This window comes from Streptococcus huangxiaojuni (assembly GCF_040930515.1).
Lineage (GTDB): Bacteria > Bacillota > Bacilli > Lactobacillales > Streptococcaceae > Streptococcus > Streptococcus huangxiaojuni.
On sequence record NZ_JBFQEG010000008.1, the window covers coordinates 65,319 to 76,564 of the forward strand.

The following is an 11,246-nucleotide window of genomic DNA, read 5'->3' on the forward strand; positions in this document are numbered from 1 at the left end:
AAATTAAACGAGACTCACTTGCTAAATTGTATGGACTGATATTGAGGGAGATGCTGGTTTTTAATAATTTTCAGTCTTAAACGCCTGCTCAGGCTGAAAATCAAGCTGAAGCATGCATAAAAACTTTTCTGCCCCTCTTTGGTGAGAGCAAAAAGGATAGCTGAAATATTCGGGTTTTTTTGCTATAATTTTAAGTACAAACAGACAGTTAAAAGGAAGATGAATGAATAAAACAGAAAGACAAGCTAAGATCAGACAGCTTATTCAAACAGGCCACATCAGTACACAGGAAGCGATAAAAACAGCCCTGCAAGCTGAAGGAATACGGGTTACTCAAGCCACCCTTTCCCGTGATTTGCGTGAAATCGGTCTTCTCAAACGCCGTGATGCTGACGGAAAACTCTATTACACTTTGTCAAGTTCCTCGGCCAGCCGCTTTACTCCCGTTATTCGCTCCTATATTCTAAAGGTAGCGCGTGCAGAGTTTATATTAGTGCTGCATACGAATTTAGGGGAGGCTGATGTTTTGGCCAATCTTATTGACAGTGCCCAGCTCTCTGATTTGCTGGGGACGGTTGCAGGAGCCGATACACTGCTTCTTATCTGCAGGGACAGTGCTGTGGCTGCAGCCTTTGAACAGGATCTGCTGGCAGGTTTGTGAGTGATGGCTATGCGTCAATTTGAGGAATCTGTAGAAAAATTGCTGACAGCTGTTCGCAAACACGACAGTGTTCAGGCCTTCCAAAAAGCCGAACAGCATGTTAAAGAACTGCCTGAGCTGGAGCGTCTGGCTCATAAAATGAAGGCCTACCAGCAAGATGCTGTTTTGTTTCAAAAAATTGAAAAAGACCAGGCTGCATCACAAGCTGGCTACAAAGCCGATGAGCTGGAACAGGAGCTGTCTCGTTTGCCTGTTGTTCAGGATTACCGGGAGAAAATGCAGGATGCCAGCGACCTTCTGCAGTATATTACCAAGACTTTAGAGGAAAAGATTAACAAGGAGTTAATTGATGACAAGTGAAAAACTGTCTCCAGGTATGCAGCAGTATTTGGATGTTAAGCAAGAATATCCAGATGCTTTTTTGCTTTTTAGGATGGGAGATTTTTATGAGCTGTTTTATGATGATGCTGTCGAAGCTGCACAAATCCTAGAAATCAGCCTGACCAGCCGCAACAAGAATGCTGATCAGCCGATTCCTATGGCGGGTGTTCCTTATCATTCTGCCCAGCAATATATTGACATCCTTGTTGAGAGAGGTCACAAGGTGGCTATAGCTGAACAGATGGAGGATCCCAAGCAGGCGGTTGGTGTTGTGAAACGGGAGGTCGTTCAGGTCATCACACCGGGAACAGTTGTCGATTCCGCCAAACCGGACAGTGCTAATAATTTTTTAGTAGCCCTTGATTCAGATGGCGCTGACTTTGGCCTAGCCTACATGGATTTATCCACAGGTGAGTTTTATGCCACTCTGATGACTGATTTTTTCAGCGTCCGCAGTGAAATTCTGAATCTCAAAGCGCGTGAACTGGTTATCGGCTATGACTTACCCCAGCATGAGGAACAGGTACTGACTCAGCAGATGAATCTTTTATTATCACAGGAGGAGACAAGACTGCAAGCTCCTCATCTGATTGATGCCGACCTGTCACCGCTTGAAATTTCTGCCGCAGAAAAACTTCTTCAGTATATCCAGCAGACACAAAAACGTGAGCTCAGCCATTTACAGCAGCTAATCCATTATGAATTTAAAAACTATCTGCAAATGTCTTACACTAGTAAGATTAGTTTAGACCTTTTAGAAAATGCCAGAACCGGGAAAAAACATGGCAGCCTTTACTGGCTTTTAGATAAAACAAAGACAGCTATGGGGATGCGTCTGCTGCGCAGCTGGATTGATCGGCCGCTGGTGAGCCGCAAAGCTATTTTAGAAAGGCAGAATATTATTCAGGTCTTTCTGGATTCTTTTTTTGAGCGGAGCGACCTGACTGACAGTCTAAAAGGAGTCTATGATATTGAGCGCCTAGCCAGCCGTGTTTCATTTGGGAAAGCTAATCCTAAAGATTTACTGCAGCTGGGTCACACTTTAACTCAAGTCCCTTTAATAAAAAAGATTCTAGAAAGCTTTCAGTCTCCTGAGGTTGACAAGATTGTCAAGCAAGTTGACACTCTGCCGGAATTAGAAAGTCTTATCAGCTCAGCTATTGATCCAGATGCTTCAGCCATCATTACAGAAGGCAATATCATTCGTACTGGTTTTGATGAGACACTGGATAAATACCGTAAGGTTATACGTGAAGGCACAGGTTGGATTGCTGATATTGAAAACAAAGAACGCCAAGCTAGCGGTATCACTAACCTCAAGATTGATTACAACAGAAAAGACGGTTATTATTTCCATGTTACTAATTCCAACCTCTCCTTAGTACCCGATCATTTCTTTCGCAAAGCAACCTTAAAAAATTCTGAGCGCTTTGGGACAGCCGAACTTGCAAAAATTGAAGGGGAAATGCTGGAAGCACGTGAAGAATCAGCTAATCTTGAATATGAGATTTTTATGCGTATCCGCAGGCAAGTTGAAAGCTATATCTCACGGCTGCAAAGCCTGGCTCGGGCACTTGCGACAGTAGACGTTCTGCAAAGTTTAGCAACTGTTGCCGAAAATAACCATTACGTGCGGCCGCGCTTTAACGGTGAACAAACAATTGCTGTTGAAAACGGCCGTCATGCAGTGATTGAAAATGTTATGGGAGCACAGGAGTACATCCCAAACAGCATCAATCTTGATAGAGAAACGCATATTCAGCTCATTACAGGACCGAATATGAGCGGGAAATCAACTTACATGCGCCAGCTGGCTTTGACCGTTATCATGGCCCAGATGGGAGCATTTGTCGCTGCTGATAAGGCTGATTTGCCGATTTTTGATGCAATCTATACACGTATCGGTGCGGCAGACGACCTTATTTCCGGTCAATCAACCTTCATGGTGGAAATGATGGAAGCTAATCAGGCCTTAAAAGCTGCAACGGCACATTCTCTGATCCTCTTTGATGAATTAGGGCGAGGAACAGCAACTTATGATGGGATGGCCTTAGCCCAGTCCATTATTGAGTATATTCATCATCATATTGGTGCTAAAACAATGTTTGCCACTCACTATCATGAGTTAACAGAGCTGGCTGATGAATTGCCTCATCTTGTCAATGTCCATGTTACGACTTTGGAGAGAGATGGCGAAGTGACTTTTTTGCATAAAATTGCTGACGGCCCAGCTGATAAATCTTATGGAATTCATGTTGCTAAAATTGCCGGCCTGCCTCAAACTTTATTAAAAAGAGCAGATAATATCTTAACAAATCTGGAAGCTGATGCAGCCCATATTCCTTTGTCAGAAAAAGGGTCTGATGAAAGTCCGTCTTCTCAGGTACAGGCAGGACAGCTAAGCTTATTTGCAGAAGAAAATTCCCATCAAGACCTTGTCCAAAGCCTGCAGAACCTTGATGTTGTCAACCTTACACCAATGGAAGCTATGAACGCTCTCTTTGAACTGCAAAAAATGCTGTAGCCTCGAGCTGATTTAGTTCTGTTGACTGGAGTTCATCTGCTGAAACTGTTTTAATGGTTATTACTAAGTGAGGAAAAACATGTCAAAAATTATTGAATTACCAGAAATTTTAGCTAATCAAATTGCCGCCGGTGAAGTGATTGAAAGGCCGGCCAGTGTTGTTAAAGAATTAGCTGAGAATGCTATTGATGCTGACAGTACACAGATTGTTATTGAAATCGAAGAGTCTGGCCTCAAAAAAATTCAAGTGACAGACAACGGTGAAGGGATTGAGCAGTCTGATGTCGCTTTGAGCCTGCAGCGCCATGCAACCAGCAAAATTAAAAATCAGGCAGATCTTTTTCGTATACGGACGCTGGGTTTTCGGGGGGAAGCGATTCCTTCCATTGCCTCTATCAGTACTTTTACTATGAAAACAGCGACTGCATCAGTAGAACACGGCACCCTTTTGGTTGCTAAAGGCGGTGAAATCGAAAAGGAAGAGCCCATTTCCACACCGGCAGGGACGAAAGTAACTGTTGAAAATCTCTTTTTCAATACACCGGCCCGTCTTAAATATATGAAAAGTTTACAGGCGGAGCTGGCTCATATTGTTGATGTAATCAACCGTCTCAGTCTGGCCCATCCGGAAATTGCTTTTACTTTGATCAGTGACGGGCGACAGCTGATTAAGACAGCAGGTGCAGGCGATCTGCGTCAGGCTATCGCTGGTATTTATGGTCTGAATACGGCTAAAAAAATGGTGGAAATTTCGAATGCGGATTTGGATTTTGAAGTATCCGGTTTCGTCAGCCTGCCAGAGCTGACCCGTGCCAACCGCAATTATATCACTATCCTTATCAATGGCCGCTATATCAGAAATTTTCTCCTTAACCGTGCTATTTTGTCCGGTTATGGCTCTAAACTTATGGTTGGCCGCTTTCCGATTGCTGTGATTGATATCCAGATCGATCCTTACTTAGCAGATGTTAATGTCCACCCCACTAAGCAAGAAGTCCGTCTTTCAAAAGAACGTGAACTGATGCAGCTGATTAGTTCAGCCATTGCAGAAAGCCTTAGTGAGCATGATCTGATTCCTGATGCACTTGAAAATCTGGCCAAATCCAGTACACATACAGCTTTTAAACCTGAACAGACCAGCCTGTCTTTACAGCAGAGTAAAGCACAGGATAAGCAGTATCAGAAAAGCTTTTTTACGCAAAATGAAAGCATCGAAGAAGCGTCTGTGCCTTTCGAGGAGGTTGACAAGTCTGTAAAGGAACTTGACACACTTTCTACGGTCAGGTATGCTAGCCGAAATTCAGTTGAAAATTATGATGAAGAACATCCTGATATAGATTTCAGGAATAAATCAAAAGTCAATAAACTGCTTAATAAGCTGGACAATGAAGAGCAGTCGCATTTTCCGGAGTTAGAATATTTTGGCCAGATGCATGGGACTTATCTCTTTGCACAAAGTGCCAAAGGGCTCTACATTATCGATCAACATGCAGCACAAGAGCGTGTAAAATATGAATACTATCGTGAAAAAATCGGAGATGTTGACAGCAGTTTACAGCAGCTTCTAGTTCCCTATCTCTTTGAATTTTCAGCTGCTGATTTTATCAGCCTTCAAGAAAAGATGCCGATGCTCAATCAGGTCGGCATCCATTTGGAAGCTTACGGTGAAAACACATTTATCTTACGGGAACACCCCATCTGGATGCAGGAAGAAGAGATTGAATCGGGGGTTTATGAGATGTGCGACATGCTTTTGCTGACAAATGAACTCTCAGTAAAAACCTACCGTGCTGAACTGGCTATCATGATGTCCTGTAAACGGTCCATCAAAGCCAATCACACCCTAGACGACTATTCCGCACGTGATTTGCTGTTTCAGCTGTCCCAATGTAAAAATCCTTATAACTGTCCGCACGGTCGGCCGGTTTTGATCCATTTTACGAAATCGGATATGGAAAAAATGTTCAGGCGAATTCAAGAAAATCATACCAGCTTAAGGGAGCTGGGGAAATATTAAGAAAGCGAAAAAAATGTACGATTATATCAAAGGAAAACTGACAAAAATTACTGCAAAATACATCGTTGTTGAAGCTGGAGGAATCGGCTATATTGTTAATGTTGCCAACCCCTACAGTTTTTCAGATGCGGTGAATCAAGATATTCAAATTTATTTGCATCTGGTTGTTCGCGAAGATGCTCAGCTCCTTTACGGCTTTCATAATGAAGATGAGAAAGCTGTCTTTTTACACCTGATTTCAGTCTCAGGAATCGGTCCGACAACGGCTTTGGCTATTATTGCCGTCAGTGACAATCAAGGGCTGGTCAGAGCGATTGACAGCAATGATATTAAATACTTAATGAAATTTCCAAAAATCGGGAAAAAAACAGCTCAGCAAATGGTTTTAGATCTTGCTGGTAAATTTACTGCTGAGCCGGCAGAAAGCAGGAAGGCGCAAAAAGAAAGTCCATCTGATAATTTTGCGCTTGACGAGGCCATAGAAGCACTTCTGGCTCTGGGCTATAAGGCCAGCGAGCTGAAGAAAATCCGCTCCTTTTTTGAAGGAACAGACGAAACAACAGAAGCCTATATTAAATCCGGTCTGAAAATGCTTATGAAATAGCAGTGTTCCTAGGAACAAGTTGTATTTTTGTACAGTAAGGACCGGACCGATTTGCAGGCCTTAATCCACAGTGCAAGACAGTAAAATCTGTCAAAGAAAAAAACGGGGAGTTGAGAAATGGAAGATAAGAGAAGTCAGGCGCTGAAACGCTGCGGCTGGGTTAAGATGAGTAATCCTTTATATGTAGACTACCATGACAGAGAATGGGGAAGACCTTTACATGATGAAAGAGCCCTGTTTGAATTATTCTGTTTGGAAACCTATCAAGCTGGTTTGTCTTGGGAAACAGTCCTAAATAAGCGTTCAGCTTTCAGGAAGGCTTTTTCTGCTTATGAAATAGAGAAAGTAGCCGCAATGACAGATGCTCAGCTTGAAAAAATTCTGCAAAATCCAGAAGTTATCCGCAACCGCCAAAAAATTTTTGCGACACGCGCCAATGCTCAGGCCTTTTTAGAAATTCAAAAAAAATTCGGTTCGTTTGACCACTATATTTGGTCTTTTGTTGAAAACAAAACAATCCATAACAAGATTTCAGATTACCAAGAAGCCCCTGCTAAGACCCCTCTTTCCGAAAAAATAGCTAAAGAATTAAAAAAACAGGGCTGTGCTTTTGTCGGACCTGTCGCTGTCTATTCTTTTCTTCAGGCAGCAGGCTTAGTAAATGACCATGAACAGAGCTGCACCTTTAACCCTATTCACTAAAAAGGTTGCTAACTATTGCGATGAAGAACTGGTTTAGAGTCAGTTCTTTCTTATTTTTGGCAAATTTATGCTAGAATATAAAGAAAAATCACGAATAATTAAGTAAAGGTGGTTAAATGAAAGCTGAAATTATTGCGGTAGGCACTGAACTGCTGACAGGGCAGATTGTAAATACTAATGCCCAATTTTTATCTGAAAAGTTTGCTGAAATAGGGATTGACGTTTTTTATCAAACAGTTGTCGGCGATAATGAAAACCGCCTTTTGTCTGTCATTGATATTGCCAGCAGCCGCAGCAGCCTTGTTGTACTTTGCGGCGGGCTTGGGCCGACCGATGATGATTTGACGAAACAGACCTTGGCAAAGTATTTAGGCCGGCATCTGGAGTTTGATGAACAGGCTATGCAGCGTTTAGATGCATTTTTTGCAACACGCCCCCAGTTTACCAGAACTCCAAATAATGAGAGACAGGCTCAGCTGATTGCAGGCTCAGTTCCCCTGCAGAATGCAACAGGTTTAGCAGTCGGAGGAATCATTAAACAGAACGCAGTCACATACGTCGTACTTCCGGGACCTCCAAGTGAGCTGATTCCGATGGTTACAGATCAGCTTGTCCCTTTTTTAACACAGGACAATCAACGGCTCTACTCACGTGTTCTGCGTTTCTTCGGTATCGGTGAAAGCCAGCTGGTGACTGTTTTAGCAGATGTTATTAAAGATCAGACTGATCCTACCATTGCTCCTTATGCAAAAATTGGCGAAGTGACTTTGCGCTTATCCACTAAAGCAGTCAGTGAGGAGGCAGCCGGCCTTAAACTCGACAAGCTTGAAGAGCGGATTATGGCTATAAAAACACTGGATGGTGTGAGTCTGAGCGACTTACACTATGGTTATGGTGATGATAATAGCTTGGCTCGTACGGCCTTTGACCTCCTTAAGGAGAAAGGAAAGACCGTAACAGCGGCCGAAAGCCTTACAGCCGGCCTGTTTCAGGCGAGTTTAGCAGAATTTTCCGGGGCTTCGCAGGTTTTTAGCGGGGGTTTTGTAACCTACAGTATGGAAGAAAAAGCGAAAATGCTGAAAATTCCTCTTGCAGACTTACAAGCTCATGGTGTGGTCAGCGCCTTTACTGCTGAAAAAATGGCAGAACAAGCTCGGAAACTGACTGCTTCGGATTTTGGCTTGGGGTTGACTGGTGTTGCTGGGCCTCAAGAATTGGAAAACCAGCCCGCAGGCACTGTTTTTATCGGTTTTGCGAGTAAAGAAAAAGTCTATTCGCTTAAGCTGGAGCTGGGGAAGCGAAGCCGTTCGGACATACGCTATATCACAGTACTGAACGCTTTCAATTTGATACGCCAAACTTTATTAAAAGACTGAAATTTGCTATAATAGTTAAGGTTGGTAAAGTAAAGTTTTGACAAGGATTTAAGGCCGGAAAAGTCGGTGCAGAAAAGAGCGCTTTTCGATTCAGAAAATCTACTGACCCTTAACTATTATCTAAACCTTTTATTAGTAACAAGGAGAGAAAATTGGCTAAAAAAGCAAAAAAGACAGAAGAAATTACTAAAAAATTTGGGGATGAACGGCAAAAGGCCCTGAATAATGCTTTAAAAAATATTGAAAAAGATTTTGGTAAAGGAGCAGTGATGCGCCTTGGGGAACGTGCCGAGCAAAAAGTTCAGGTTATGAGTTCAGGCAGTCTTGCACTGGATATCGCTCTTGGAGTTGGGGGTTACCCTAAGGGACGTATCGTTGAAATCTATGGTCCTGAGTCCTCGGGGAAAACAACAGTCGCCTTGCATGCTGTGGCACAGGCGCAAAAAGAAGGTGGGATCGCTGCTTTTATTGATGCAGAACATGCCTTGGATCCAGCTTATGCACAGGCTCTTGGTGTTAACATTGACGAATTGCTTTTATCTCAGCCGGATTCAGGTGAACAAGGACTTGAAATTGCCGGGCAGCTGATCGACTCAGGAGCTGTTGATTTGGTTGTAGTAGACTCTGTGGCCGCACTTGTTCCGCGGGCTGAAATTGACGGGGATATCGGCGACAGCCATGTAGGCCTGCAGGCACGTATGATGAGTCAGGCGATGCGCAAGCTTTCAGCTTCAATTAATAAAACAAAGACGATTGCCATTTTTATTAATCAATTGCGTGAAAAAGTCGGCATCATGTTTGGCAACCCTGAAACAACTCCAGGCGGCCGGGCACTTAAGTTTTATGCATCAGTGCGTTTAGATGTCCGCGGTAACACACAGATTAAAGGGACAGGCAGCAGCAAAGATACCAATGTTGGTAAAGAAACTAAAATTAAGGTTGTCAAAAATAAAGTAGCTCCTCCGTTTAAGGAAGCCTTTGTGGAAATCATGTACGGCGAAGGAATTTCTCGTACAGGGGAACTTTTGAAAATTGCCAGTGAACTGGATATCATTCAAAAGGCTGGGGCTTGGTACTCTTACAACAACGAAAAAATAGGTCAGGGATCGGAAAATGCGAAAAAATTTCTGTCAGACCATCCTGAAATTTTTGATGAAGTGGATCGTCAAGTTCGGATAGCATATGGTATGCTGGAAGAAGATCAAAACTCAAAAGCATCAACAAAGACCGAAAAACAACCTGAATCAGAGACAACAGAAGACGATCTGGTCTTGGATCTTGACGCTACCATTGAAATTGAAGAGTAAAAAAACAGTCCACTGGACTGTTTTTTCCTGAGCCTAAAAATTAACTAGAAGTACAGAATATAGACTTAATGTCTTTTGATCTGGTTCATGTACTGGTATGGGAGTGGTCAGTTTTTGTCTTAACGGATTCAGGCTGATAACGGCGCTTTTTGCCTCGTAAAACTTTCTTACCGCTTACTGTCTGTAAGTTCAGTTTAGAATCAGAAGTCAAATATTAATTTTATGTTTCATTTTAAAAATAGGTCCAAAGACCTATGTATTGTCTAATGAACTATGTTACAATGTATCTATCATGGGATAGAAAGAGAGAATGAACATGATTAAAATTTATACGATTTCAAGTTGTACGAGCTGTAAAAAAGCTAAGACTTGGCTTAACGCTCATCAGCTTCCTTATAAAGAACAGAATTTAGGAAAAGAACCACTGACTAAAGAAGAAATTTTAGCCATACTGACCAAAACAGAAAACGGGATTGAAAGTATCGTTTCATCAAAAAACCGCTATGCTAAGGCTCTTAATTGCAATATTGAAGATTTAAGTGTCAGTGAAGTGATTGACCTGATTCAAAATAATCCGCGGATTCTTAAAAGTCCGATTTTGATTGATGATAAACGGCTTCAGGTAGGTTATAAAGAAGATGATATCCGTGCCTTTTTGCCGCGTTCTATTCGCAATGTAGAAAATACAGAAGCTCGACTTCGAGCAGCTCTGTAAGCCTATAATCAGTAAAAGCCCATAAATCTGCAGGCAGGAGTTATTCCTGCAAGAGCAGAATTTATGGGCTTTTTGAATTCTATTTCTGTTAATGAAAGGGCTGACGACAGTTATTTTATGAGCCTAGCCATAATCAAGTCTCATTGTTTTCCCGTAATTCTTGATTAATGGCAAGGATATCTTTTCTTATTAACAGATAGTTGAAAATGTAGATAAGCAGGTAAGTAAAGCTGACACTGAGCAGCAGAGCAAGTAAAGCTGGCCAAGAAGCTGAAAACCATCGCAAATACCAAGCCGCCGTGAGAAGAGGAAAGACAATAAGCAGGTAATGCAGGATGCTTATTGCTAAAAGATTTTGCTTATAGTGAGCAAGCGTGAATATATTGCTGGCTAATCCTTGGCTGATGCCCAATAGTGCAAAGATTATAATCTGCAGACCTGCAGCAAACGTTTCTGAATGAAACTGCTCAACGAAAGCAGGAAGTCCAAAGCTAAAATCACTGCCTGTTACAAGGGCGAACATAAAGTTGATAAGAGTACCGATTCCTACACCAATAAAGGCGGAGGGGATAATTTGTTTTAATAGTTTCATGAATATCCTCCTCTCGTAAAATAAGTTTATGGGGATTTTCAATCCCAAGTGTTAACAATTTTATAGCTTGACTATTGCAAGGTTTTCCAGAACAATAGAGTCATGGAATGGACTCATGGTTGTTTCTTTCTCTCCTTGTTGCTTAGACTTCATTTTAAAGTCTGTTACCCAAGCCTTGTCCCTACTTCCAACACACTAGCTGTTTCCACGACACTCACTTCTGTACCTAGTAGGGTACATGCGGCAGCTGAGCCAGTGACTAGAATTCTCTTATGCGAGGCTGTTGGTACAAGGTGTTTCTGGGGAACCTTACAGTAGTCAAGAAAACTTCCAAATCCAATTGAAAGGAGACCTTCCAAATGAAATG

Annotated in this window: 10 protein-coding genes; 9 read left to right on the forward strand and 1 reads right to left on the reverse strand. The window is 42.3% G+C overall.

What is annotated here, in order from left to right; translation table 11 throughout:
* Positions 1 to 223: 223 nt before the first annotated feature.
* The 9 genes from argR (at position 224) to spx (ending at position 10,287) form a co-directional block, all read left to right on the forward strand.
* Complete coding sequence (argR, locus tag AB3329_RS06300) at positions 224 to 661, forward strand: arginine repressor (protein WP_368394926.1); 438 nt, start codon at positions 224 to 226, stop codon at positions 659 to 661.
* A gap of 9 nt (positions 662 to 670) precedes the next feature.
* Positions 671 to 1,021 carry a YlbF family regulator gene (locus AB3329_RS06305; protein ID WP_368394927.1) on the forward strand — a complete coding sequence of 117 codons (351 nt, stop codon included), beginning with the start codon at positions 671 to 673 and terminating at the stop codon, positions 1,019 to 1,021.
* Complete coding sequence (gene mutS, locus AB3329_RS06310) at positions 1,011 to 3,566, forward strand: DNA mismatch repair protein MutS (RefSeq protein ID WP_368394928.1); 2,556 nt, start codon at positions 1,011 to 1,013, stop codon at positions 3,564 to 3,566. The genes AB3329_RS06305 and mutS overlap by 11 nt, the downstream gene beginning before the upstream one ends.
* A gap of 79 nt (positions 3,567 to 3,645) precedes the next feature.
* Positions 3,646 to 5,583, forward strand: a complete 1,938-nt coding sequence (gene mutL, locus AB3329_RS06315) for a DNA mismatch repair endonuclease MutL (RefSeq protein WP_368394930.1) — start codon at positions 3,646 to 3,648, stop codon at positions 5,581 to 5,583.
* A gap of 13 nt (positions 5,584 to 5,596) precedes the next feature.
* Positions 5,597 to 6,187: a Holliday junction branch migration protein RuvA gene (ruvA, locus tag AB3329_RS06320; RefSeq protein WP_368394932.1), complete on the forward strand. Its 591-nt coding sequence runs from the start codon at positions 5,597 to 5,599 to the stop codon at positions 6,185 to 6,187.
* 117 nt (positions 6,188 to 6,304) lie between these two features.
* Entirely contained in the window at positions 6,305 to 6,889 is a 585-nt protein-coding gene (locus tag AB3329_RS06325; protein WP_368394933.1) for a DNA-3-methyladenine glycosylase I, read from the forward strand.
* 116 nt (positions 6,890 to 7,005) lie between these two features.
* Entirely contained in the window at positions 7,006 to 8,265 is a 1,260-nt protein-coding gene (locus AB3329_RS06330) for a competence/damage-inducible protein A (RefSeq protein ID WP_368394935.1), read from the forward strand.
* Positions 8,266 to 8,417: 152 nt separating this feature from the next.
* Positions 8,418 to 9,572: a recombinase RecA gene (gene recA / locus AB3329_RS06335; protein ID WP_368394936.1), complete on the forward strand. Its 1,155-nt coding sequence runs from the start codon at positions 8,418 to 8,420 to the stop codon at positions 9,570 to 9,572.
* A gap of 316 nt (positions 9,573 to 9,888) precedes the next feature.
* Positions 9,889 to 10,287, forward strand: a complete 399-nt coding sequence (spx, locus tag AB3329_RS06340) for a transcriptional regulator Spx (protein WP_067064532.1) — start codon at positions 9,889 to 9,891, stop codon at positions 10,285 to 10,287.
* A gap of 133 nt (positions 10,288 to 10,420) precedes the next feature.
* Here spx and AB3329_RS06345 read toward each other — a convergent pair whose 3' ends face one another.
* Positions 10,421 to 10,879 carry a DUF3021 domain-containing protein gene (locus tag AB3329_RS06345; protein WP_368394937.1) on the reverse strand — a complete coding sequence of 153 codons (459 nt, stop codon included), beginning with the start codon at positions 10,877 to 10,879 and terminating at the stop codon, positions 10,421 to 10,423.
* Positions 10,880 to 11,246 lie beyond the last annotated feature (367 nt).

What these genes read in the sequence shown, in the direction of transcription:
- argR (WP_368394926.1), top strand. Translation starts at nt 224, where the DNA reads ATGAATAAAACAGAAAGACAAGCTAAGATCAGACAGCTTATTCAAACA.
- AB3329_RS06305 (WP_368394927.1), top strand. Translation starts at nt 671, where the DNA reads ATGCGTCAATTTGAGGAATCTGTAGAAAAATTGCTGACAGCTGTTCGC.
- mutS (WP_368394928.1), top strand. Translation starts at nt 1,011, where the DNA reads ATGACAAGTGAAAAACTGTCTCCAGGTATGCAGCAGTATTTGGATGTT.
- mutL (WP_368394930.1), top strand. Translation starts at nt 3,646, where the DNA reads ATGTCAAAAATTATTGAATTACCAGAAATTTTAGCTAATCAAATTGCC.
- ruvA (WP_368394932.1), top strand. Translation starts at nt 5,597, where the DNA reads ATGTACGATTATATCAAAGGAAAACTGACAAAAATTACTGCAAAATAC.
- AB3329_RS06325 (WP_368394933.1), top strand. Translation starts at nt 6,305, where the DNA reads ATGGAAGATAAGAGAAGTCAGGCGCTGAAACGCTGCGGCTGGGTTAAG.
- AB3329_RS06330 (WP_368394935.1), top strand. Translation starts at nt 7,006, where the DNA reads ATGAAAGCTGAAATTATTGCGGTAGGCACTGAACTGCTGACAGGGCAG.
- spx (WP_067064532.1), top strand. Translation starts at nt 9,889, where the DNA reads ATGATTAAAATTTATACGATTTCAAGTTGTACGAGCTGTAAAAAAGCT.
- AB3329_RS06345 (WP_368394937.1), bottom strand. Translation starts at nt 10,879, where the DNA reads ATGAAACTATTAAAACAAATTATCCCCTCCGCCTTTATTGGTGTAGGA.